The 23405-nt window shown below is 39.8% G+C and carries 23 protein-coding genes and 1 pseudogene; 17 read left to right on the top strand and 7 right to left on the bottom strand.

Translation table 11 applies throughout. The annotated features are described in order from the left end of the window. Positions 1-9: 9 nt before the first annotated feature. Positions 10-1196: pseudogene (locus ON01_RS19335) on the bottom strand (IS3 family transposase). Between the two features lie 194 nt (positions 1197-1390). Between ON01_RS19335 and ON01_RS17130 the strand changes: the two are divergent. Then, complete coding sequence (locus tag ON01_RS17130; RefSeq protein ID WP_010532245.1) at positions 1391-1714, top strand: GRAM domain-containing protein; 324 nt, start codon at positions 1391-1393, stop codon at positions 1712-1714. 470 nt (positions 1715-2184) lie between these two features. Here the strand turns inward: ON01_RS17130 and ON01_RS17135 are convergent, their stop codons facing one another. The 3 genes from ON01_RS17135 to ON01_RS17145 are packed head-to-tail and all read right to left on the bottom strand — an operon-like array spanning position 2185 to position 6117. Then, on the bottom strand, positions 2185-4791 hold the full coding sequence (locus ON01_RS17135) for a YfhO family protein (protein WP_010532246.1): 2607 nt from the start codon (positions 4789-4791) through the stop codon (positions 2185-2187). 13 nt (positions 4792-4804) lie between these two features. Beyond that, the gene (locus tag ON01_RS17140) at positions 4805-5179 is read right to left on the bottom strand and encodes a GtrA family protein (RefSeq protein ID WP_010532247.1); all 375 of its coding nucleotides are present in this window, start codon (positions 5177-5179) and stop codon (positions 4805-4807) included. Continuing rightward, positions 5176-6117 (bottom strand): glycosyltransferase family 2 protein, encoded by a 942-nt coding sequence (locus ON01_RS17145; RefSeq protein WP_010532248.1) that lies wholly within the window; start codon positions 6115-6117, stop codon positions 5176-5178. Before ON01_RS17145 ends, ON01_RS17140 begins: the two co-directional genes overlap by 4 nt. Before the next feature lie 377 nt (positions 6118-6494). Between ON01_RS17145 and ON01_RS17150 the strand changes: the two genes are divergently transcribed. From ON01_RS17150 to ON01_RS19340, 6 genes are all read left to right on the top strand, one after another. Beyond that, complete coding sequence (locus ON01_RS17150; protein ID WP_175284979.1) at positions 6495-7274, top strand: TSUP family transporter; 780 nt, start codon at positions 6495-6497, stop codon at positions 7272-7274. A gap of 12 nt (positions 7275-7286) precedes the next feature. Then, complete coding sequence (locus ON01_RS17155; protein WP_010532250.1) at positions 7287-8687, top strand: bifunctional metallophosphatase/5'-nucleotidase; 1401 nt, start codon at positions 7287-7289, stop codon at positions 8685-8687. Between the two features lie 69 nt (positions 8688-8756). Then, positions 8757-9059 carry a YunC family protein gene (locus tag ON01_RS17160; protein ID WP_010532251.1) on the top strand — a complete coding sequence of 101 codons (303 nt, stop codon included), beginning with the start codon at positions 8757-8759 and terminating at the stop codon, positions 9057-9059. Between the two features lie 52 nt (positions 9060-9111). After that, positions 9112-9984 carry a sporulation protein YunB gene (gene yunB / locus ON01_RS17165; RefSeq protein ID WP_010532252.1) on the top strand — a complete coding sequence of 291 codons (873 nt, stop codon included), beginning with the start codon at positions 9112-9114 and terminating at the stop codon, positions 9982-9984. Between the two features lie 177 nt (positions 9985-10161). Further along, entirely contained in the window at positions 10162-11700 is a 1539-nt protein-coding gene (locus ON01_RS17170; protein ID WP_010532253.1) for a sodium-dependent transporter, read from the top strand. Next, the gene (locus ON01_RS19340) at positions 11701-11814 is read left to right on the top strand and encodes a methionine/alanine import family NSS transporter small subunit (RefSeq protein ID WP_138919833.1); all 114 of its coding nucleotides are present in this window, start codon (positions 11701-11703) and stop codon (positions 11812-11814) included. Between the two features lie 75 nt (positions 11815-11889). Here the strand turns inward: ON01_RS19340 and ON01_RS17175 are convergent, their stop codons facing one another. Then, complete coding sequence (locus ON01_RS17175; protein ID WP_010532254.1) at positions 11890-12849, bottom strand: M23 family metallopeptidase; 960 nt, start codon at positions 12847-12849, stop codon at positions 11890-11892. Between the two features lie 64 nt (positions 12850-12913). After that, entirely contained in the window at positions 12914-13492 is a 579-nt protein-coding gene (locus ON01_RS17180) for a YhcN/YlaJ family sporulation lipoprotein (protein WP_010532255.1), read from the bottom strand. A gap of 141 nt (positions 13493-13633) precedes the next feature. Between ON01_RS17180 and ON01_RS17185 the strand changes: the two genes are divergently transcribed. Next, the gene (locus ON01_RS17185) at positions 13634-13909 is read left to right on the top strand and encodes a YutD family protein (RefSeq protein WP_010532256.1); all 276 of its coding nucleotides are present in this window, start codon (positions 13634-13636) and stop codon (positions 13907-13909) included. A gap of 21 nt (positions 13910-13930) precedes the next feature. Here the strand turns inward: ON01_RS17185 and ON01_RS17190 are convergent, their stop codons facing one another. Continuing rightward, positions 13931-14212, bottom strand: coding sequence for a hypothetical protein (locus ON01_RS17190; protein ID WP_010532257.1), 282 nt, complete (start codon positions 14210-14212; stop codon positions 13931-13933). Between the two features lie 328 nt (positions 14213-14540). On the opposite strand from ON01_RS17190, the gene ON01_RS17195 reads away from it, so the two are divergent. The 9 genes from ON01_RS17195 to essB all read left to right on the top strand — a co-directional run bounded on the left by ON01_RS17195 (position 14541) and on the right by essB (position 23370). After that, positions 14541-15044, top strand: coding sequence for a DUF4176 domain-containing protein (locus ON01_RS17195; protein WP_010532258.1), 504 nt, complete (start codon positions 14541-14543; stop codon positions 15042-15044). Further along, positions 15032-15595: an HNH endonuclease gene (locus ON01_RS17200; RefSeq protein ID WP_010532259.1), complete on the top strand. Its 564-nt coding sequence runs from the start codon at positions 15032-15034 to the stop codon at positions 15593-15595. The genes ON01_RS17195 and ON01_RS17200 overlap by 13 nt, the downstream gene beginning before the upstream one ends. Positions 15596-15600: 5 nt before the next feature. Continuing rightward, positions 15601-16086, top strand: coding sequence for a DUF6985 domain-containing protein (locus ON01_RS17205; RefSeq protein ID WP_010532260.1), 486 nt, complete (start codon positions 15601-15603; stop codon positions 16084-16086). Positions 16087-16382: 296 nt separating this feature from the next. Beyond that, positions 16383-16745: a hypothetical protein gene (locus ON01_RS17210; RefSeq protein WP_010532261.1), complete on the top strand. Its 363-nt coding sequence runs from the start codon at positions 16383-16385 to the stop codon at positions 16743-16745. Positions 16746-17255: 510 nt separating this feature from the next. Next, positions 17256-17552, top strand: a complete 297-nt coding sequence (locus ON01_RS17215; protein ID WP_010532262.1) for a WXG100 family type VII secretion target — start codon at positions 17256-17258, stop codon at positions 17550-17552. A 154-nt stretch (positions 17553-17706) separates the two neighbouring features. Continuing rightward, positions 17707-21249 (top strand): type VII secretion protein EsaA, encoded by a 3543-nt coding sequence (esaA, locus tag ON01_RS17220; RefSeq protein WP_010532263.1) that lies wholly within the window; start codon positions 17707-17709, stop codon positions 21247-21249. Continuing rightward, positions 21239-21733, top strand: a complete 495-nt coding sequence (gene essA, locus ON01_RS17225) for a type VII secretion protein EssA (protein ID WP_010532264.1) — start codon at positions 21239-21241, stop codon at positions 21731-21733. The genes esaA and essA overlap by 11 nt, the downstream gene beginning before the upstream one ends. Before the next feature lie 14 nt (positions 21734-21747). Further along, positions 21748-21999 carry an EsaB/YukD family protein gene (locus tag ON01_RS17230; RefSeq protein ID WP_010532265.1) on the top strand — a complete coding sequence of 84 codons (252 nt, stop codon included), beginning with the start codon at positions 21748-21750 and terminating at the stop codon, positions 21997-21999. A 90-nt stretch (positions 22000-22089) separates the two neighbouring features. Then, a complete protein-coding gene (gene essB / locus ON01_RS17235) occupies positions 22090-23370 on the top strand; it encodes a type VII secretion protein EssB (protein WP_010532266.1) in 1281 nt (426 codons plus the stop codon). Positions 23371-23405 lie beyond the last annotated feature (35 nt).

The raw sequence follows: 23405 nt of genomic DNA on the forward strand, positions 1-23405 counted from the left end.
TCATTACTTTTAAGGTAACAGAAATTCCACTCCGTTCGTTCCAGCCATTCGTTGCGCATACTTTTTCTCATAAGCTATCGGTGACAAATATCCTATAGACGAATGAACACGTTTATAATTATAGAAAGTCATGATGTAGGCAAATATACTTTGCTTTGCTTGTGCACGTGTCTGATATCTTTGATGAAATATAAGCTCTTTCTTCATGACACTATGAAAAGATTCGATAGAAGCATTGTCATAACAGTTGCCTTTTCTGCTCATACTTGTCGTGATCTTATAGTTTCGTAGAATGGCCTGGTAGTCATGGGCTGCATATTGACTGCCACGGTCAGAATGATGAATCAGTCCCTCCTGTGGTTCCTGTTGACGAATCGCTCTTTGTAAAGCTGTCATCGTTAAAGCCTTTGTCATTCGCCTGCTCATTTCCCAACCGATGATTCTTCTTGAAAATAAATCCATGACAGTGGCTAAATACAACCACCCTTCATTGGTCCATACATAAGTGATATCACTAACCCAAACTTCTCCTGGGTGGTCTACGTGGAAATTCTGATTCAATAAATTAGGATAAACAGGATAAGAATGCTTTGAATTTGTCGTTGCTTTATATTTCTTCACTGTTTTCGAACGTAAGCCATTCTCCTTCATAATACGGGTCACAGTCTTTTGTGATACGTCCCAGCCTTCCTGTTTTAATATTTCTGTGATTTTTGGGCTGCCGTATCTTCTATAGGACTCTATATATACTCGCTTCACCTGTGCTGTGAGCTTTTCTTTTCGCTTTTCCTGGTTACTCTTGGATCGAACCCTCCAATCGTAATAGCCACTTTTCCAAACACCTAATACCTCGCACATCTTCGCCACACGGAATTCGTGTCGGTGTTTTTCGATGAAGTCATAAATTACTTCCGGCTTTTTGCGAAGATGCCCATAGCCTTTTTTAGTATGGCATTCTCCTCTTCCAAGTCACGAATACGCTTATCCTTTTCATACTCTACTTTATCTTTGGCAGGAAGGTTCCCGCTCCCTACAAAGGCATCTTCTTGTTCTTCTTCATATTTAGCCACCCATTTATGCAATGTTTGATGGACTATATCCAGTTCTCGTGCTACTTCTGCCACCTTTCTGCCATCTTCCGTCACCATCTTTACAGCATACATTTTAAACTCTTTATCGTATCGTTTCCCGCTCATCTTGGACACTCCTAAGAATTAATAGTTTCAGTATAAAAATCTCTGTTCTCTGTGTCCAATTATTAGGCTAACATCACTGTGCCTGAATAGGGCGCAAATCCGGAAAAAAAGGAAGCACTAAAATCCCATTTTCAGGTGGGCTTGTTATAGAATAAAACATTAGATATGTTATTTTTAGGTTACGGAGGATTAGCATGGAATTAACAGAAGGTGAACAGATAAAGTTGGATATAGGTTCTAATCTTAAAAGGGGTTTAGAATATGTTGGAGGGAAGTTAAAAATCACAGATAAGAATTTATATTTTAAACCCCATTCTCTCAACATTCAAAAGAGCGATTTGGTGATTCCCATAAAAGATGTTAAGCAAATCGATAAAGCTAAGGTTATGGGTGTTTCTCCAAATGCTGTTAATATAAAACTTGATAATGATACCTGCTATAAGTTCGTCATAGGGTTACCTTGGGCGAATAAAAGGACGGAAGTTATTAACTACATTAAAGTTTTGATGGTTAAGTGAAGTACCAGGTACATCTCGGGGGTATAAAATTACTCTTCCTCAATACGATCGGACGCTTTTGTGGAACAACACAGGTAGAAAATAAGTTTTCCCCTTGGATAAGATGTCTGTCCAAAGGATATTTTTTAGATAAAACTTCTTTATATTTCAAATCTTTTTGCGGCCGTTTTAACAACAATTATGAAATTCAACTTTTTGTAAGGAAAAATTCATTTGTTGAATATAAAATAGCATGATAAAGACAAAATAAGCAGGAAATTAATTGTAGAAACCTCCACAAGAGATAATAATGGTTGGCCGTAAGGAATAAAAATTCGATGTCTTAAAGTTCATTCACTATATCAGCTGTAACAAGTATAAATACTTTCTTAACTGCATAAGTGCAACTTAGGCTTTCGCCATTAAAGTTTGGCGAAAGCCAAGTTTTCTAAGATTAAAATGATTCGTGCCGGATAACGTCGGTTCCAGAATTAGGATTTCTTATTTTTTCTGTTTCTTCGTAACCAAATGACCGTGATAAGAAGAGAACCTGCCATTATAATCAAAGTTGTTCGGAAATATGGAGGATAATAGACAAATTCGACAGTCTGGTCTCCTGCTGTAATAGACGTCCCTAAGAAAGCGTAGTTGACCTGATTGATATCCCTGCTCTCGCCATCGACCTTGACATGCCAGCCTTTTTCATAGGGGACAGGTATTGCCATATAGCCATCCTGACTTGCCTGCAGATTCTTAACGGTTATTTTATTTCCATCCACTGTTACTTCTGGATGTTTACTCGACCGTTGTTTTGCATTTTCAAGTGTCTGATAATCTTCGGTATATACTTCTAAATCTTTGAGTGTATAACTCCCCGCAGGCATCCGAATGGAAATCTCATTATCCTTAGGTGCCGGAACACGGATAGTTATCTGATTAACAGTTGTTTTATAAATGGATTCACGGGATTTTCTCGTCGTTTGAAAACTATTCACATGCAATGGAAATGCCGGTGCTTCTTTTACGTTATTCCTTAAATAAAACGATACATAATAATCTTTTGTATCCGCTTGCTGTGCTTTCTCAGGTATCGTAATATCCAGGCCGCCCGTTTCCTCCGTGATTTCCAGCTGGTTCCTTGAGTAAGTCCCACCAATAGGCTTGACTTCTGCTTTATCTATCAGGTTTTCCTCATTAGGAATTTCCTCTGTCGTTGAAGCAGCATCTTTAACGACAAGCCCCTTCAGCATTGCTTGCTCTCGTTCAAGCGGGGATTGCTGCTTGAGTGATGCTTCGCTGTATATATGATCCGATAACCGTACAAATGGCAGGGTATTTGTATTTTTATAAACTACATAATTCTCACTTTCTTTATAAGGATTGAAGCCATATGGGATATTTGTTTCATCCCCCTTTTCGTACATGACATACTTTCCTCTAAACAAACTGTATAAGTTTGCCCGGTCTCCTAATCCTGAATAACGGCTTACACTTTCCCGTTTCATATCGATTTCAAGATCAAAATAATACAAACCTAACAGATGTCCGTTTAGAATGCTGGAATAGAGACTGGTTCCTGGAAATCCCTGTATGATAGGCGTATTATTCCTGCTATCTGTTTTCCAGCTTAACCGGGACAGCGGCGAGGGATCTGAACGCATGACATCGTCAATCAGCTCCTGTTGTTCCTTGGAATAATAATTATCACTTAAAATATAGTCCTTCGACGTTGTATGAACGTCTCCATTAGTATAAAGCTTTTCGTATTGGAATTGATTCATGAGTACTATTTGCGAAAGAACCACTGTGGTAAGCACTCCATACCAAGCTTTTTTTCCATATTTCGTAATCAATAAGGCAAACAACAGGATAAGGGCTGCAAGAATAATGAAGGAAGCAGATGCTAAATCCGTCACTTCATATGTAGAATCTGTAGCATAGAACACAACATAGACGAATATCATCCAAATCCCCGATTGGATCATATGCTTACGATTGATTTTTCTCAGCAATGGCAGTCCGGCGGCTACTGCTCCCCCAATCGTAAAGCAAGCCAGGTATTCGTATCGGTGTTGGGGAGCGGAAAAACCGTTAAAAAAACTTGCCGCCCACGGAATGTAATGCAGTACAATTAAAAATGCGCTTAATGCAGTGAAAAAACGAAACAACGGTTTTTTGTATAATGGGAGACACCCAACCATAAACACAAATATTGCGGGCAGAATCAATAAGTAGCTGTCATACAGAATATTGCTTGTCGCGTCAACCAGTGGGAATTCCTGATCATAACCCGGACGTAAATTATTGAAAAAGCCCCATACTGCAGGAATAAAACCAACGGAACCGATGCTGAAACCAAGCAATGCAGAGATACTATAGTATTTTATCTGGGTTAGTTTTGCTGCTTCATTTTTTACAAGTGGGAATAACCATCTTGCGAGAATATAAATACCCGTAAAGAAACCATTAATATAAGCAAAATAAAAATTGTCAAAAAAGGATATCGCTGTTGCCGCAATGAGCCAGCCTGGCTTTTGTTCCCTGATTATTCTTTCCACACCAAGAATTAATAACGGCAGCCATAGAAAGGCGTCTGCAAAGAACTCCCAATAAGTGACATGCCGGAAATACATTGCTGATGCACCATATAAGACAGCCCCAATGAATGCTGATATTCTGCCCATGTTCAAATAACGGAATACATATGTCGTGATGCCAAAAATGATGCTAAGCCTTACGACACTAATAAAAACTGTCGCCTGTGCCCAAAACAATACATCCGGTTCATCAATGATTGATAATATTTCAAGAACATAAACAATCCCGGCAGTCAAAAAGAAAAATATGTTTATACCATAATAATAGGCAAGCTGGCTGGTTGTTCCGCCGCCCAGTCCAAACTCAAAGGCGTAAAACCAATCTCCACTTGTCAACTGTTCGTAAACCATCTGACGAAATGGAACCATTTGCGATAGCCCATCATTGGGACCTGCCATATATACTCCCTGCTTCCACTGGTAAAGAAAGAAGGCATGTGCGATAACCGCAGTCAATATACTGAATCCGGCCAAAAGCCAAAATTGCTTCGTTTTTTTCATTGAATTTCCCGTCCTATTTTTTCAATATTTTACTCGTTATTAGAAATGTGATGGGTACAGTGAAAAATACAGCAGCTATTGGAGCAATATTTCCATTCCATCCCAGATGATCCACAAAAAGATAGGTCAAGAGTGATGAAACCGTGACATTTACTAGCTGGGTCAACGGGAACTGAAGGAACTTAGACAGTGTTGGCCTCACCCTATAAGTGAAATAAACGTTCAGGAAAAAAGAAAGAACCATGCTGATAAAGAAGGCAATGATATGGGAGATAAGATAATACCAATCCAGCAGATTATATAGAATGACATATACAATATAGTAATTTGCGGTATTTAACCCACCCACGATAATAAACCGTATGAATTCGTTATTTAGCAACTTCATTCCCGATCACAGTCCGTATTGGATTCTTGTACGAGATAATGCGGCCTTTTCTTTGTTTCCATATAAATTCTCCCCACATATTCACCAATCACGCCCAGGCTTAAAAGCTGCGCACCGCCAAGAAAGAGGACAGAAGAAATAAGCGTGAAATAACCTGGAACATCAACACCATAACGAATGATTTGAAACAACATAAACAGGATATAGGCTAATGCGAGAAACAGACTGATTAAACCCGCATAGAGACAAATACGCAGAGGCTTCTGATTAAAGGAAACAATACCCTCTATCCCGTAATTTAGCAGTTGTCTGAGGGACCACTTGGAAGTGCCGTTCTCCCTTTGTATATTTTCATAATAAACTGTCTTCTGATCAAAACCGATCCATGAAAACAGTCCTTTAGAAAATCGGTTTCCTTCACTCAGTTCCAGTACTGCCTCGATTGCTTTTCTGCCAAGTAAACGGAAATCACCTTCTCCGTCTTTCAATTCCACATTAATAACGTTATTGATTGTCTTGTAGTAAAGAGAAGAAAGAAATGAATGGGATTTTGCTTCGCCATTCCTGTTCCGCCTCGCGATGACTTGCTGGTAGCCTTCATGGTAACCTTTCAATAGCTGCGGAATGATAGCGGGGGGATGCTGCATATCTGCATCCATAATAATGACCGCATCTCCTATTGCATGTTCAAGACCCGCAAATATGGCTGACTCTTTGCCAAAGTTGCGGGTAAATGAAATATATTTCACTTCAGGACACTGAGCGGCAAGTGATTGAAGCGTTTTTAATGTTTGATCTTTGCTGCCATCATCGATAAACACAGCTTCATAAGAACAGGAAAGCTTAGCAAATTCCTTTTGCAATGCTCTGTGGATGGGTTTGATGTTTTCTGCTTCGTTATAAGCGGGAATAACTATAGAGATTGTTAAATCATTCATGATGAACCTCCGCTGAGATTTTGCTGCTGTAAAAGTACCCTTCGATTTATTTTTTTAAACGTTCGGATATATGCCTTAGGATGGATGGCTGAAACGGATTTGCCTGATTAGTTACTTTAAAATGGTGAATATATATAGTATACCTTGACTTTGCATATTCATTATTAAAACGGAAATATAGAAGATTCTTTTTATGTATCTTTCACTCCTATAATCGAATCCAGACCTGAAAAAGGGGCATTAAAAGTAAATACTTTTTTTATTTTCATGCCCCGTTTTCCAATATTATTTCGATTATAATAGTAAGGAGAGGGTTAAAAAATATAAATACAGCCTGATTCGTGCTAATATAGTGGCAGAGAGTAATGTTGGAAGTGATGTTTTTGATTTATATAATTTGTATTCTGATAGCATTTTTGGCAGGATTTATAGGAAGTCTCGTGGGTCTGGGCGGCGGTGTTATATTAATTCCGAGTTTGTTGTTTTTGCATTATTATTCGGAGGCATTTGCATGGGCAACCCCGCATGTGATTGTTGGAATCTCACTGATTACAATGGTATTCACAGCATTCTCATCGGCTGCTGCTTATTATGTTAACGGTCGAATAAATATCAGAATTGGACTGTTGTTTTTAACCGGCAGTATCCCGGGTGGTATAATAGGATCTTGGCTGAATCAGTTTATCAACACGGATCACTTTTCACTGTATTTCGGATTGCTGATGATTGCTGTGTCATTTCTCTTTCTGATGAAGCGCAAGAAACCGCCGGAAGATAGATCTTCTCAGCAAAACATCCCCTTCTTATCCGTATTTCCGATCTCGTTGATCGTTGGTCTAATATCCGGTCTGTTTGGTATTGGCGGGGGTTCAATTATTGTGCCGTCCATGGTTCTTCTTTTGGGCTTTACGGTTCATACGGCTGCAGCAACTTCGATGTTTGTCATTTTCTTCATCAGTATTATTAGTGCAGGTACACATATTGCGCTGGGTCATGTCGTTTGGGAGTACGTTATCTTTTTCATTATTGGTGCTTGGATCGGTGGAGCATTGGGTGCCAAAGCTAATCAGCTGCTCAAAAACGATATACTCGAATGGATATTACGTCTGCTGTTGATCATCATCGGAATCAGGCTGGTTATTGAAGGTTTGTTATAAGGAGTATATAAGATGCAGGAAAAAATTTACTTTTATTATACAAATGATTTACACAGTAATTTTGACAATTGGCCCCAGGTTGCCGGTTATTTAAAAGGTGCGAAGGAAGAACGTCTGGCTGAAAATCACGCATGCTGGCTGATTGATATAGGTGATCATGTTGACCGGGTGCATCCGATTGCCGAGGCATTCATGGGCAAGGCCAATGTGGAACTGATGAATGATGCCGGTTATGATCTGGCCACAATCGGTAATAATGAAGGTATTACGATGGCGCATGAGGATCTGCACCACTTATATGATGATGCCGAATTTAAGGTGATTTGTGCCAATCTGCATAGCCTGACAAGCACTGAACCGGACTGGTTGCATTCTACAGTACATATCCATTCGGACAGCGGGATAAAAATTGGCGTTATAGGTCTGACCGCCCCGTTTAATGCGTTTTATGAACTGCTTGACTGGCATATTACCACACCATTTCAAACGCTGGAAAAACACATAAACGAGCTGAAGGAATCTTCGGATATCATTGTCTTAATGTCACATTTGGGTATTAGCGAAGATCAGGAAATTGCCCGCCGTTTTGACGATATCGATGTGATTATTGGCGGACATACACACCATTTGCTGCGATCCGGTGAGACCGTCAACAATACAATCATCACAGCCGCAGGAAAGCATTGCGGGTTTGCCGGGGAAGTCGTGCTGACATGGGATCATGAACGAAAAGGCCTTATCGATAAGACCGCAACTGTTCATGACATGACTGAACTCCCGCGTGATCTGGCAACAGAACAGTCCCTGAATGATTTGACAAATAAAGCAAATACCTTGCTTGAACAATCAGTTATTAATCTGGAAGAGCCAATCGATGTGAAATGGTTTCAGCACACCGACATCATGCAGAAGCTGACCGGGACGCTCAAGGAATGGACTAATGCCGATGTTTCTATGCTGAATGCAGGTTTATTACTTGACCAGATTCCAGCGGGAGAGGTGACACATAAGGATATTCACCGCATTTGTCCGCACCCGATCAATCCTTGTATGGTGGAACTAACAGGTAACGAATTGACGGAGGTCATCCGGGGATCGCTGTCACGGGATTTTACGGAGTTGAAGTTAAAAGGTTTCGGTTTTCGAGGAGAAATTCTCGGTAAAATGATTTACGCCGGTATTGAGGTTGAGACAGTATTGCGGGAAGATGGCAGTGAATATGCGGAAGAAATTCTTCACAATGGCAAGCCGCTGGATCCTGAGTATTTGTATAAAGTAGCGACGGCTGACACCTTTACATTCGGGCGCCTGCTTCCCGAGATTGCCAGAGCGGAAGAAAAGCACTATTTTCTCCCGGAATTTCTCAGGGATCTGCTGACAGATACATTACGGCATAAATGGAACTGTCATTAGGCCTATGACACATAATACCTCGTTCTTGCATAGCATATCATGTATATGGCGAGGGAGGCATTGAATATTATGATGACAGTGAATCCATTGGAAGTGGAAGGGATGCATTTTACGGCAGTGACCGTGGAACTGCCTAAAACCAACCTGCTGGTCATCTCTAACGAAGTAGGTTACATTATGTGCGGCGCGCTGGATGTTGATCTTTTAAACGACGTCCTGAAAGACAGAAAAGTAATTGCCGGACGCGCAACAGGTGTTAAAACAATCGATGAGCTTTTACATGCACCACTTCAAAAAGTGACCGATGCATCCAAAGGTTACGGCTGGGAACCGGGTATGACAGGAAAAGATGCTTTATTAAAAATAGCATAATGGTATTCTAACCCTCTTAAAACAAGCATAAGGTGTTTTAAGGGGGTTTCTTATGTTTAGGAAGCGCATGGCATTCCGCGGCAGAAAAATTTCCAAATCACCGCCTCTCAAACAAAATATTGCTGTAATCACAGTGGTTGTTTTTGTATTAATGGTATTTCTCAGCATCTTGATTATTGATAAGGGGATCAGACCGACTCTTATGGAAATTGCTGAAGTAAAAACTACTGAATTTGCGACGCGCGGTATTAATACGGCGGTCCGATTTGCCGAAAATTACAATTATGATGATTTGCTGAATATTACATATAACGACGAGGGCAATGTAGCAACGTACAACTGGAACTCATCAGTCGTCAGTGAAATCAATCGCGTGGCAACTGATCGAGTTGAGGAGTATTTCCGATATATGAACTCGGGTGAACCGCCTGATTATGAAAATTCATTGTTCGAACCGGAAGAATTTGAGGATACAACGGAAAATTTGCCCGAAAAAGATCCGACGGTCGTGGAGATTCCACTTGGTCAGGCAACCGGCAACACCATCCTGGCCAATCTTGGGCCAAGAATTCCTGTTAATTTTGAAATAGTTGGAAATGTCCGCACGAATGTTGTCCGGGAGGAAGAACCACTCGGGATAAACGGTTCATGGGTGTCGTTATATATAAAGGTGGAAGCGGATGTTCAAATCGTCATCCCATTCTCAACAGAAACCACCACTGTCGCAACCGAAATCTATATAGACGGTGGGGCACTTATGGGTGATATACCCGAATTTTACGGCGAAGGTAATGGAGAGGGACCATCAATTGCTGTGCCTAGGGACTCAATTACAAATGAAGAGCAAGATCAAGGACAAGATCAAAGTCAAGATCAAAGTCAAGATCAAAATCAGGAACAAGGGCAAGGTCAAGAGCAAGAGTAATATTTTTGGGTTAATAGTAAAATATTTACAACTCCGTTATAGGTTAACTTTGACATAGTAAAAAAGTACCGTTATAATACAAACATAAATATCTGAAAAGAACAAAAAATGTAAAGATTACCGTTAATTCTGATTCCTTAGAATCACAGGTGATCTACTAAAGGGGAGGGTATTTCAATGGAAAATCGTTCTCAATGGGGGACAAGAGCAGGTTTTATTCTGGCTGCAGCCGGTTCTGCAATCGGACTGGGAAATATTTGGCGTTTCCCGGCAACAGCGTTTGAAAACGGTGGAGGAGCTTTTATGGTTCCTTATTTGATCGCGCTGCTGACAGCAGGTATTCCAATTTTGATTATGGAATTTACCATGGGCCATAAGTACCGGGGGTCGTCACCGCTTTCATTCAGACGAATGAATAAAAACACGGAATGGGTCGGCTGGTGGGGGGTGCTTGTTGCGTTCGTTATCTCCACCTATTATTCGGTCATTATTGCCTGGGCAATTTCATATTCGATTTTCTCATTCAATCTGAATTGGGGAGATGACACGGAAGGATTTTTATTTGGCAATTACTTAGAGACAGCAGCACCTGGTGAATTCGGGGGATTTGTTCCTGGTGTACTTATACCATTAATAATTGTTTGGCTGGTTGTATTAGGTGTTCTTTACCGGGGCGTTAAAAAGGGTATCGAAATGGCGAACCGGATATTTATCCCGACACTGGTTGTTGTATTTCTGATTATTGTTATAAGGGCGGTTACACTGCCTGGGGCATTTGAAGGGTTAAACACTTTCTTCACCCCTGATTTTGGGGCGCTTGCCAATCCGGATGTCTGGGTTGCTGCATATGGACAAATATTCTTCAGTATGTCCATCGCATTTGCGATTATGATTACGTACTCAAGTTATTTGCCTAAGAAATCAGATATTACGAATAACGCATTTATCGTAGGATTCGGTAATTCCAGTTTTGAACTTCTTTGCGGTATCGGTGTTTTCTCGGTACTTGGATTCATGGCTGTCAACCAGGGTGTTGCAGTAGATGAAGTGGTTACCGGCGGGGTCGGTCTTGCATTTGTGGTATTCCCGCAGATTATCAACCAATTCCCGGCTCTTAATGAACTGTTTGGATTTCTGTTCTTTGCTTCGCTCGTCCTGGCCGGATTGTCATCGCTCATATCGATTATTGAAACGTATGTAGCCGGTTTATCTGACAAACTGAATATATCCCGCGGCAAATCTGTTCTATTTGGCGGCGGATTTGCATTCCTCGTGTCATTGGTATTTGCAACACGAGGCGGCCTGAACTTTCTGGATACTGCGGATTACTTCATCAATCAGTTTGGTGTTGCAGCACTTGGTCTGGTCGAGGTTGTCGTCATCGCCTGGTTCCTGCGCAAACTAAATGAATTGAAGGATCATGCGAACGAAATCTCCGACATAAAGATCAGATCCTGGTGGAATGTCAGTCTGATGGTCATCACACCGATTGTGCTGGGATACAATATGATCATTTTGTTCAGAGACAATCTTCTTCAGCGGTTTGATACGGACACTGGCAACTATGGAAACTACCCAGATTTCTTCATCATGTACAGCGGCTGGTTTGTTGCTGGCGGTGCACTATTAGTCGGCATTATCCTGGCGCTCACTAAATGGAAAGGGTCCAAAAATGATAATGCGCATGAATCACAAAATAACTGGGAGGCGAAATAAATGACTGGAGGAGCTATTACATTTATGGTCATCTCCATGCTGATAATATGGGGAGGGTTAGCAGCTAGTATTACAAATGCCGTGAAAAAAGGTGCAGACCGTAAAAATAACTGAGATACAAAAAGAGCCTTTGCCAATATGGCAGAGGCTCTTTTGCTTATTTTAAGCTGTACTGTTTCGTGCCAGTTTTTACTCCGACATACGTTCCCATTTCCGCAGATAAGGATACGGATCGAATGACCATTCACTGTACCCGTCGTCCTGATAAAGGCCATAGTGCAGGTGCGGCGGGAATTTTCCGGAAGTGCCTGGCGGTCCGTAGCCGGTTGAACCGACTTTGCCGAGCAGATCACCTGGTTCGACAACCTGGCCGACTTCAATGTCATCATTATAGCCGCTCATATGGGCGTAATAATGGTAAACATTATTGATATCGCGAATGCCAAGCCGCCATCCGCCGTACAAGTTCCAGCCTTTCATTTCAACAACACCGTATGTTGTGGATTTGACCGGTGTGCCGTAGTCCGCAAAAATGTCTGACCCTTCATGTATTCTGACGCCTCCAAATCCACGGCGATCGCCCCAGTTATTGTTATAACTGTAATTATAACTTGTATCGACAGGAAATTCACGGTCTGTCAGCTTAATCCGATTATGTTTTTTGAAAACTTTAGCCGTATTCATGATCGTCTGAACTGTCAAATCACGCTGATAATAATTCCAGAGCGCAATTTTCACTTCATCATGGGAAGGTCCGTATTCCAGCAGAATCGACGCCATCGTGTACAGAACATCTTCCGGGTTCTCCGGGTCAGCCTTATTGTCGCCGCTACCATCTTTGCCTTTTCCTTGAAAAAACTGAATGATATTCTCATTTTTAATCATTGAACTGTTCCCGATACCGTACCAGAGCTCGTCAGGGATTGAGATGGATACGAGCTGATCGTCCTTATCCTCTTCAGAACTATTCCGCTCATACTGATCAATCGCGGCAATATAGTACCAAGGGATTTGCGTAACAGCCTCTGTTTTTTTGTATAGAACCATTCGCTTTTCATGTAGATCTTGTTCCTCTTCTTCAGCATGAACAGGATTCAGAACGACCGCAAAGAAAAATAATGACAACAAGAAGATCGCTTTGTTCAGCATTGAGCACACCTCCTTTGTTAACGGACAGGACTAACGAAAGCACATCCGTTAGTCCTATGCCTGGCTATTCTTCGTTTCCCTGTGGAGACTGTTTCATTTGTTCAATAATCTGATCAATCGTATTGTCATATTTATTATCACTGATACTGGAATTGTGCAGGCTTTGAATATCGTTTATCAGCGTCGCATTATCTGAGACGTAAACGTCAAAATAACCCGGCAGGATCGAAACTGCAGTTTTCTTGGCGATATCTGCAGCTTTACCGGCATTTAAGTCATCTTCTTTATCGTATGCAATAAGCGTTTTGTCATCGGTAACAAGTGTTGCCGCTTCAGTAAAGCCTTCATTGCGCAAAATGATTCGTGTAATCATATTGGCTAGGCTGGTCCGGTCGATATTGATGTTATGTTGTTCTTCATTTTCATTTTCAACCTGCTCTTTTGTATAACGGACAAAGCCAAGCTTATTGTCCCCGGATGGGTTAGATGGCGTTGTTTCTTGTTCGGGATCGAGCTCCTCGACAATCTGGTCACGCTCTTCAGCCTGCCGCCGCTCATCATCAGCCGCATTATCCGTACCGCCGCATCCCGCAAGTATGATAGCCGTCAGCAAGAAAAATGGAAAAATTAATGGTCTGTTCATGACTTGCCTCCTATTGTCCAAAGGTTCTTTCCATCTTAGTTTGTTGTAACCTACGAATTTCATACAGCAAAATTTTGTCAAAACATTGGTTGAATGATGCCGGATTATGATAAACTGAGGGTAAGCTAATGGGGTGAGTTTGTGATTGAGCTACAGGGAAAGACATATGAGATTATCGAAAATGAAAAAGATGGTTTTCATGAAGAACGTTTGAAAGAACGCTTTTCCGACATTTTGTCGAAATATGATTTTGTAGTCGGCGATTGGGGTTATGATCAGCTGCGTCTTAAAGGCTTCTATGATGATCAGAATCCAAGGGCCGGTTTCGATACAAAAATAAGTACACTGGATGATTATCTTTACGAGTATTGTAACTTCGGCTGTGCCTATTTCATCATAAAAAAAGTGGATAAATAAGAGCAGCAGTTCATATAAGGACTACTGCTCTTTTTCTTCCGGACCTTCCTCACCTGGTTCATCATGGATCGGATGGGCCCCAGGCGTTTGCCTCGGCAAACCCTCATGCTGTTCCTTATCTGGAAAAACAAACGCACTCTCGCGTTTCTGCCCTTCCCTCCATGGTGTCGACTTACTGCCCTCCAGCTCTTCATCATTTATTTCCGAACCAAACGGACCTTCCGGAAATTCTTCAGGAATCAGGTTTTGCTGATTCCGGACATTTGAAAAATCACTGTATTGTTTTTTGCTTCTTTTAGCCAATGCTATCATCCTTTCTTAACCGTTATTTTTCCCGGCTCAGATGAATTATTTGTACCAATTTATGTTAAAATAGATTGAATTCAGACTAAGGTGGTAATCTGTTATCCAACGATTCATGCTGCAAATTTAACGAAATTCTATTGTAATTGTGTAAAATCTGAATTATATTATACATTAGATAATTCATTTATCGTTGGAAAAGGAATGATGATTCATGACTGGCCAATTCAAAAGACAAGTACAGTAGCTTGCTTTAAAGAAAGCAGATCAAATAGCGAAGTCATCCACACCTGCAACCCACGCAAATACCATTCATGAATTTCTCCAAATGTTCTTTGAGGATCATAAGTTATTTCAAAAACTCTACCAGGCATATAAGCAAAATGTTTCATATTTAGACTTGCGCCATAAACAAAAAACAATTTCCTATGTACGTGAAGGCGCCTCCCATTCGATTATGTTTTCCAATAAGCAATTTTCGTTGGATGAAGAATCTTATGTAAGATTGTTGACCTATACAATTGAAATCATGAGAGACGTGTTGCCGCTGAGAACGATTATTGAACTGGATCCAGCCTATTTTAAACCTGACACTCAATCGGAATCTCCCTCAAAGGCTGTCATCACGGGACGATTTGTTGGCCCAAAAGGTTATAACAGCTATTTTCCATATGTGGGTGCTATTTATCCGATCGGCGCGATGAAGGCCGATTCGCAAATTCATTTCACTGCCCCATTGATAAAGCGAATTATTCAGGATCTGGCAGTATCTCCTCCGTTGGAATGGGATCGAAGCCGCTTAATGAGCTTCATCCGCAGATGTTTGCAATGAAGGGTGATGGTTCGAGTAAGGTTGAGGATGCTGGGGAAGTATCTAAGAATATTATTAAAGCTGAGAAGACAGATTTTACTAGAGGGTTTGACATTGAACCTAAATATAGTTCTTATGAGCAGAGGGTAAAATATACACCTGTTAACAAAGGGCAGTGGAGTAGTAAACGTGCAGAATCTCTTTTTATCTCGGATAAGAATGGCGAAATAAAACGCTTCCTTGATGAAGCTGGTGTTGATGGAGTCGAATATGAAAATGGTATGCCGGATTTTTCACCATTTTCCAAAGGGGAAGTTAAATTAGATAACATGACAAATGACAGGAAATCAAATTTCTCAACTGCTGATGAAGTCCTAGCCGATAAATGGAGTACACTAGAAAAAAAGTGGACAGCAGAAGATATAGCTGATTGGAGAGAGGATAATAAATATACCTGGCATGAACTTAATGATTTGGAAACCATTCAATTGGTTCCAAGTAAAATTAATAGTGTCTTTAAACATTTGGGTGGAGTTGGCGAATATAACATAAAAGTTAAGTTAAAGGAGTAAATTAAATGAAAAAAATTAATGATGAGTTATTTGGGGAATTAGAATATCAAAAAAACTATTGGAGAGGAAAAACAACTATTCAAATGTTCAGTATGGATATAGAAATAATATTAACTGTTGATGGGCGTGAAGATGCTGACTTTTCAAATATACAGAGAGAGGCTTTTCACAACTTTGAAATTAATATTGAAAGTATAATGGGTGAAGTAGAAAAGCAGATATTTGAATATTATAATGAAGACTTTCATGAATATAGAGAGATGTTGGGTGATAAATCAGAAGCCGATAAAATTGCCCCAAATATCGATTCTATTCAAGCTTTAAAGAAATTGGTGAAGCCTACAGAATTAATTGTAAGAAGGGTCAGGAAGAATGGAAAAAGACGTTTAGGATTACTATGTGATGTCAGTTGGGATATTGAAAATGGCCTAGGAGTAAAAATTGAAGATGAAGTTGTGGAAGAGGTTGGTTATCAGGATATAGTTCTATAATGCTAATATCGAAAAATAATTAAATCTTGAATAGCTACTTGCTTTTCAAGATTTTTTAGTGAAAACTTATATGAGACAGACAATATGGGAAGACTTAAAGAGTTTAATGCAGATGATTTAGATTAACTGAAAACGATAATAAGTTACCTCATAAGTCTAATACTCCAGGAAAAGAACCCGTGGATTATGAAGGACAGTTGGCTGCAGATAATTTGAAGGTTCCTCAGATCTAGATAATCAATACACCATGGACGGTACTATTAAGAAAAGATTGCTTAAAAATTAGAGGTGAAAAAATGAGTAAAGTATTTGAAGATTATCTATCTGAATTACATACAGACATGGTGGATATTGGTTTAGAGTATGTTGAAAACAGAGCTGAAGATATTTATATATATTGTTCGTATGAACCAGAAATGTACGCGTTTGACGTATTTTATAAAATAAATGGTCAATTTGTCCTTAAGAATAATCTGAATAATACAGTTAATGATTCTGATAAGGAACTATTTGATACATCAGAACCTAGACAGGAAGCGTTATTGGACGTTGGACTGAAAAATTTAGAAGAAATTCATAAGAAATGTAAAGAATATGAAGAAGAAATGCCTACGGAAATAAAATTACATTTATCGTTATTTCCCACCTTAGTGAATTAATTATATCAATTTCTGCAAAAAATAGACTGAATTCAGACTAATTGTATTTATTAACAAAAATAAGTCATTATACCTACAAAAATTAACATTCTGCGAAAACCATTAATTATATAGGTTTTTATATTCATTTATATCGATTGAATTAAGTTATAAACCGCTTTTGCGAATATTGTTTCTAGTTCATTGTGACTATTATTAAGCATCGAATTTTGTCATAGGATTGACATATTTATTTTTTTTGCGATGATTATCATAGATGAATCTTCAGTTACATAAATCGGTGAAAGGTATCTATGAATATTCGTTTACAAATAGAAGCGAAACAGTTTCTACTATCATTTATAAAGTATGATGAAGTATTGATTGTTATTCAAAATCAGTCATTTCGAACTATTTTTGAAAATTTTATCAGAAGTAGTTGACGGTCTCAGCCAAATTCACTAAATTAACATTAGAGAAAAGTTAAGATTCATCTAAAACTTTTTAATTATTTACAAGGGAGATGAGAGCATGGCAGGACAAATTCGGATGACCCCGGATGAGTTAAAATCAAAGGCACAGGTTTATGGGCAAGGTTCAGATCAGATTGATGAAGTATTGAATAAGTTAAGAAACCTGCAGGATCAGTTAAGAGGAGAATGGGAAGGTCGCGCGTTTGAAGGTTTTGATGAGCAATTTAGACAGCTTGAACCAAAAGTTCAGGATTTTTCACAGCTATTAATGGAGATTCAAACGCAACTTCAGAAAACAGCTCAAGCAGTACAAGAGCAGGATGAAGCACTGTCGCAGAATTTCGGTCTCAGATAAAGGTTCTTTTGGTATGAATGGTATGAAGCTTTTGTTTGATTAACTGTTGGTGAGCTACACGACGATTATTGTTGTGTAGCTCATGTTCATACTGCACTAGTTATCTATTCATCTTCCCCGTAATATTTTACAGAACAGGCAGGAGTTGTGAGGAATGAATAAGTCGTACATACGATTGGCGGTTTTCCTGATATTAATGTTAGCCCTATCTTTGGGTTTATCATATACTTCATTAAACCATGTCTCGGAAGGTAAAGATGATCGTGAAGATAATACGATGTCAATCGCACTGGTAAATGAAGATGAAGGAACAAGTTTCAATCAGAATAAATTAGACTTTGGAGACGCATTTGTTGAAAGTATTGGCCAAAACAATGATCATGAGTGGTATGTGGTGAGCCGCGGCGTGGCTGAAAGTGGTCTGGAACGTAATACATATGACATGATGATTGTTATCCCGAATGACTTTTCCAAAAAAGCCTTATCTATTAAGTCGGAATCCCCTGAACAAGTTGTATTGGATTACAAAATTAATGCCTCTGACAGTGAAGCCATTCAGGCGCAAGCAGAGGAAACAGCAAGCTCAATTATGAATGAGTTTAACCGCCGGATTATAGATGTATATTTTGCAAGTGTGCTTGGTAATTTGCAAGATGCTCAGGATAATGTTGCAGAAATTGTCGAAGAGGATGCCGAACTCACTTATACATATAATAATGCAATACAGGATCCGCTTTCAGGTTACACAAACCAATTTGGTGCTGTGCAAGATAATACAGAAGCATCGAGGGAAAGATTCAGCAGCTTTGAAGATACACTTAATTCATATGAAGAGCGCCTGACAGACCGGATGGGTAACGCTGAAGACTATCAATCTAACATTGCGGATACAGCTGAACTGACAGAATCCCATAATGTATTAGAAATGGATTTTTTGGAGCAGCTCAATGCATACAATGATGCATTGAACAGCGATGATGTGAATGAACAGCTGAAGCAGCTGCAGGATGCGAATCAATATATTAACACCCAATTTGAAATAAATGATAATGAAATGAATAACATAGCAATCAACACACTGGAAGTGCAGCAGCGTCTTGATACGGTGCTCGAAACTGTTGAGGAAGCAGAGAAAAGTTTTAATATCGAGGAAATAAAAGATGAAGTAAAAGAGGAGTTATCAAACAAGATTGGAGACGCATTCGACGGAGATGATAAACTCACGGCACTCCTAAATACACAAGATCAGAGAATGCAGGACAAAATAGAAGAGCAGATTTCTAGGTTACCTTCATTAAATCAAACAAAGATTGGGAACACGGATCTTTCTCCTGAGACAATTCAAGAAATTCAAAATGTTATAGCGGTAACAGACAAATACAATAATGAATTCGGCCAAGTAGCTCACCGTATTGATAATGATTTCATTTTACCGGATCATATTTATACCCTTAAGCAAGACTTGCATGAAAATGGGGTAGAAATGACAGATACGACTGAATTGCCACCAGCCAAAAATTCGGATGGAACTTTTGAAATAGAGGATATTCCGGAAGGGTTTACGATCGATAACCTTTCTATCCAAATGCCTGGTGAGACTGTCAATTATTCAGAATATAAGGAAGGAGACAAGGTAGACTTACCAGGTTATAAATCAGGAGAATTTACTGTTAAATTAAAGTTAAGTCTGAAGGATCTTGATCAAAATATCAACATTTATGAACCGAAGGAATGGAAATGGAAGATAAAGCTGACAGATAAAGATGTAGATGAGGAGCCAGAGAAGCAAGCTCTTATCAAATCACCAGATGCGCCATTAGTAGCTAGCACCATTGTCGAAAAAACGGGAAAGAAAGAGAACAGTCAGCAAAACTCCAATGATAGTAATCCACAAGCTGAAGATGGAAGCGACTCTGAAACTAACATTCCGGAAAATGGTAATGAAAATAATAAGGGTAAAAAAAGGTCCAATGAAACAAGTGGCAGTGAAAATGGAAATGACGACTCAGATGACTCTTCAGGCGAACCGAGTGATAATGGAAGTTCCGGTAGTGAAGATAACTCCGACAATAGTGGATCCAGGGGAGTTAATGAGGATCCCGAAAAAGGCAATGAAAGTGATCAAGGTAAAAGCAATGTTGAAGGCGACAAAACTGACGAAGAGGAAAATGGTGGTGGATCAGGTGATGATGAAGGGGAAGAGCCTAAAGTTGAAAAGGTTAAGATTGAAAATAACCACTACATTCGTCATAAAGTCACGGATCCCGTTGTTGACGAGTCAACGCAAGATTTGATTCATGCTGTCGAAAATACAATTAAACCCTATCAAAAATTGCTAACGTTATATGAGGCATATTTCGGTATTCCATTGACATGTGATGATGAATGTCCAAGTGTTGATAACGGAAATTTGAAAGATTTGGCAAGCGATGATTCCCTTTATGCATTATTTAATAAAGATGTTGGGACATTATTGGCAAACCATGTAGCATCTGAATTAACAAAAGATGTAACCAATGAAATTACCCAGCCTTTGACCAGTTGGAAAAACCAAATAAAGAATCATCGTAGTTTCATAGAGAAAACCGGTGAGAATGTCGATGAACTATTGACTACCATTGCAGAGACTAAAGAAAAAGCCGGAGTTTTAAATGAAAATCTTGAGTCAACATTGAAAGCTATTCAGGACTGGCGGGAGAAAAGCCAGAATCTGATCGAAAGTCAAACGGAAATTCAGGAGAAAAATGGCGAAGTAAATCAGGCTGTCATGACTTTAGGGGATGAGTTCCAGCCACTGCTTTCGCAAAGTCAGACACTGGCTGATCAAGCCTCAAATAATACGAACAGGGCCGAATCAGTCTATCAAACATTTGAACGTATTGATAAACAGGCGGAGTCGATACAGGAAAGTGGTACAACTGTCGTACAGAAGGCAGAGAATTTATCTTCCAATATGACGGATCAATTACTGGAAAGTCAGGAATTTGCAGATAATTTTACTGAAGTGATGGCAAACAGCCAGATTGGTGAGAGACAAAATGAGGAATTATATGATTTCCTTTCAAACCCGGTAGATACTAAAAACGCTGGAATAATTATTGAAGGAAATAGATTCACGCCATATTTTCTTGTCTTGATCTGTTTCATAGTTGGATTGTTTACAGCGTACGTCATTTCAACAGCAAATCAGCATCGCGTGTCAAAAAACCAATTTGAAGGTGAAAGCTCGTTAATGGGTCGAAATTCACTGATAACGGGTATAACTACAGGTCTTGGTGCGCTGGAAGGATTAGTGATTGGCCTTGTGTCTGCGTACTTCCTTGACATAGGTGAAGTTAGGCTAATCTTATGGACCGGTATAATGATTTTGATTATGCTGACGATGGTACTTGTTTCCACTTACCTGCTAAGACAACTGAAAATGATCGGGATGTTTATCCTGCTTGCTGTGATGAGCATGTATCTATTCCTGACAGAGGCTCTGACATCCAGCCTTTCAGGTATAGAAGCATTACGCAATTATTCACCGTTGCAGTATGTTGACATATTATTGACGCGGATGATGCAAGACGGATCTGATTATCAATTCATCATGTTTAGCATGATTGGTATTGCTCTGGTCGCAGCCCTGGCTAATCTATTGGTTGTAAACCTTGCAGGAGCAAAAAAGACGGAGGATGATGATAATGCTGCTTAAACAAATGAATAAAATCATACTGGGCAGCTGCTGTCTTCTTCTGCTGATGCCATTTTCAGCATCAGCAGAAGACAGTCCTGACGAAAAAGGACAGATGGAGTGGAAAATCGACAGGATAAAGCAAAACGAATCTGACAACGAACAGAGCGTTGAGGAAACCGAATTGGAAAAAAGATTCCCTGATTTGTTTAAAGAAGCAACACATTCGACAATCGAATCTGTGAAACAGGAAAATAAGGAGTCACTTAAGGACTTGGAAGCGTCGCTTTTTACAATGAATACAGAGGGAGACACAATGATTGCCGATACGAGACAATCACTGTTCAAATCTGATTATGTTGCTCCGCAAACGTCAACGGATGAACAGATGGATAATGAAGACGGAAGCTCATGGTTCAATAATGCACTTATGGCGGGGCTGACGGGATTAGCGTGTATCGTTGGCGGAGGCGTCTATGCCATGATTCAGAGACTGGGTGGTTAGGAGAGTGGAAAAAGATGCAGGACAGCCACATTGATGTCACAGTGGATTTTAGTGACTGTGGTATAGGTGGAACGTATGATTTGCGTATACCCGTACAGTTATCGGTTAAGCAGTTGCTGATTGATCTCATTGACACCTTGAAAATTGGACGGTTGGATAGCTCACGCTGTGCCGTTAAGGTGATTACCAAAGGTCTTGTGTTAGCTGATGATGATATGCTGATCGACTATCCAGTGACTGACGGCGACATTTTAACTGTTTTGTAGTAATTTAAAAGGCAAGTAAATATATGTTGGGGAGTACGACCGCCTTCAACATATCTTAAGTGTCACTTCATAGAAGAAGGAGCAAGCGAAATGAAGGAAAAAAAGATTGAGTTCAATAGGCTGTCACTTCAATTCAAAATTACAGATGAAGACTGGCAATTACAATTGGCCAAATCACAGACACATGTGAACGATCCCCGGCAAATTCGCATATTGACCGGAGCTTCGGAAGATACTTTTGTGCCAGTGGAAGTTCAAGATGAAGGGGATGCGTTCACTTTTTCATTTTTGGTTGACCAAAATAAGAAAACGTGGAAGGACCTGAACCAGCTTCATCGTCATGAAAAATTACGCCTTCTGTGTAACCTGGCTCAGGTAAAAAAGTATCTGTCCACCCGGCTGACATTTTTCCTTCATCCTGACAATGTGGTATTTGATGATAACCTGCTTCCTTTTATTATTTATCGGGGAGTCCGCAATTTAGTGCCTCCATTCGATATGAGTGAACAGGACTTTACGAAGCAGCTAAAATGTTTCAGTATTGCTCTTTTCTCTGAAAAGTTTAGTTTCGAACAGTTGTATAATGGTGGATTGGATAATGCAAAGGAAACTGAATTTGAGCGCAGTGTAACTGAAGCACCAGATCTTGGGCAGTTAATTGCTTTTTTGGAAGAAAGTTATCAGGATGAACAGGATAAAGCTGAGAAAACGATGCAGATGGTCTCTGTTAAACGTTTCCGTCTATTTAAAAGACTAACCGTGATAATGAGTATTGTGGCGGTTTTATTGGGGGCGCCACTCGTTTATTTTGGGTTAGTAAGTCTTCCATATCAGCAGCATCAACTGGATGCCCATGAAGAATATCTGGCATCTGATTATGGAGGTGTCATTTCAGCGCTGGAAGGTGAAAATGCGGAAAACCTGCCCCAGGCTTCAAAATATATTCTTGCACATTCTTATATCAATACTGAGCAATTATCTGATAGCGAAAAAAGTAACATTATGAATAATGTTAGTCTGAAAAGTAATGAAGACTATCTGCTGTATTGGATCTATAATGGACGCGGTGAATTTGAGACAGCAATGAATAAAGCTAAATACCTTGGCGATCCACAGCTTGTCATGCACGGACTGATCAAACAGATTGAGCACGCAAGCAATAACCCGGATTTAAGCGGATCAGAACGGGACGAAAAGCTCAAAAATCTGGAGAACGAACTAAAGGAATACCGTGAAGAATACAACTTGGAAGCGGATAAGGGAGAAAGCGGATCTGGCAGTGACACTGAGCAAGCGGACGACAATGCACAAAATGCTGAACAAAATACTTCTAGTGATGCTAATTCGGGGGAAAACAATAACAATGAATGATGAAATCCCGGAGATTATTCACTGCAAACAAGATA

This window comes from Lentibacillus jeotgali, from assembly GCF_000224785.1.
Lineage (GTDB): Bacteria > Bacillota > Bacilli > Bacillales > Amphibacillaceae > Lentibacillus > Lentibacillus jeotgali.

What these genes read in the sequence shown, in the direction of transcription:
- ON01_RS17145 (WP_010532248.1), bottom strand. Translation starts at nt 6,117, where the DNA reads ATGAATGATTTAACAATCTCTATAGTTATTCCCGCTTATAACGAAGCA.
- ON01_RS17230 (WP_010532265.1), top strand. Translation starts at nt 21,748, where the DNA reads ATGCAGGACAGCCACATTGATGTCACAGTGGATTTTAGTGACTGTGGT.
- esaA (WP_010532263.1), top strand. Translation starts at nt 17,707, where the DNA reads ATGAATAAGTCGTACATACGATTGGCGGTTTTCCTGATATTAATGTTA.
- essB (WP_010532266.1), top strand. Translation starts at nt 22,090, where the DNA reads ATGAAGGAAAAAAAGATTGAGTTCAATAGGCTGTCACTTCAATTCAAA.
- yunB (WP_010532252.1), top strand. Translation starts at nt 9,112, where the DNA reads ATGTTTAGGAAGCGCATGGCATTCCGCGGCAGAAAAATTTCCAAATCA.
- ON01_RS17215 (WP_010532262.1), top strand. Translation starts at nt 17,256, where the DNA reads ATGGCAGGACAAATTCGGATGACCCCGGATGAGTTAAAATCAAAGGCA.
- ON01_RS17135 (WP_010532246.1), bottom strand. Translation starts at nt 4,791, where the DNA reads ATGAAAAAAACGAAGCAATTTTGGCTTTTGGCCGGATTCAGTATATTG.
- ON01_RS17150 (WP_175284979.1), top strand. Translation starts at nt 6,495, where the DNA reads ATGTTTTTGATTTATATAATTTGTATTCTGATAGCATTTTTGGCAGGA.
- essA (WP_010532264.1), top strand. Translation starts at nt 21,239, where the DNA reads ATGCTGCTTAAACAAATGAATAAAATCATACTGGGCAGCTGCTGTCTT.
- ON01_RS17175 (WP_010532254.1), bottom strand. Translation starts at nt 12,849, where the DNA reads ATGCTGAACAAAGCGATCTTCTTGTTGTCATTATTTTTCTTTGCGGTC.
- ON01_RS17160 (WP_010532251.1), top strand. Translation starts at nt 8,757, where the DNA reads ATGATGACAGTGAATCCATTGGAAGTGGAAGGGATGCATTTTACGGCA.
- ON01_RS19340 (WP_138919833.1), top strand. Translation starts at nt 11,701, where the DNA reads ATGACTGGAGGAGCTATTACATTTATGGTCATCTCCATGCTGATAATA.
- ON01_RS17200 (WP_010532259.1), top strand. Translation starts at nt 15,032, where the DNA reads ATGTTTGCAATGAAGGGTGATGGTTCGAGTAAGGTTGAGGATGCTGGG.
- ON01_RS17140 (WP_010532247.1), bottom strand. Translation starts at nt 5,179, where the DNA reads ATGAAGTTGCTAAATAACGAATTCATACGGTTTATTATCGTGGGTGGG.
- ON01_RS17195 (WP_010532258.1), top strand. Translation starts at nt 14,541, where the DNA reads ATGTTCTTTGAGGATCATAAGTTATTTCAAAAACTCTACCAGGCATAT.
- ON01_RS17130 (WP_010532245.1), top strand. Translation starts at nt 1,391, where the DNA reads ATGGAATTAACAGAAGGTGAACAGATAAAGTTGGATATAGGTTCTAAT.
- ON01_RS17180 (WP_010532255.1), bottom strand. Translation starts at nt 13,492, where the DNA reads ATGAACAGACCATTAATTTTTCCATTTTTCTTGCTGACGGCTATCATA.
- ON01_RS17205 (WP_010532260.1), top strand. Translation starts at nt 15,601, where the DNA reads ATGAAAAAAATTAATGATGAGTTATTTGGGGAATTAGAATATCAAAAA.
- ON01_RS17170 (WP_010532253.1), top strand. Translation starts at nt 10,162, where the DNA reads ATGGAAAATCGTTCTCAATGGGGGACAAGAGCAGGTTTTATTCTGGCT.
- ON01_RS17155 (WP_010532250.1), top strand. Translation starts at nt 7,287, where the DNA reads ATGCAGGAAAAAATTTACTTTTATTATACAAATGATTTACACAGTAAT.
- ON01_RS17210 (WP_010532261.1), top strand. Translation starts at nt 16,383, where the DNA reads ATGAGTAAAGTATTTGAAGATTATCTATCTGAATTACATACAGACATG.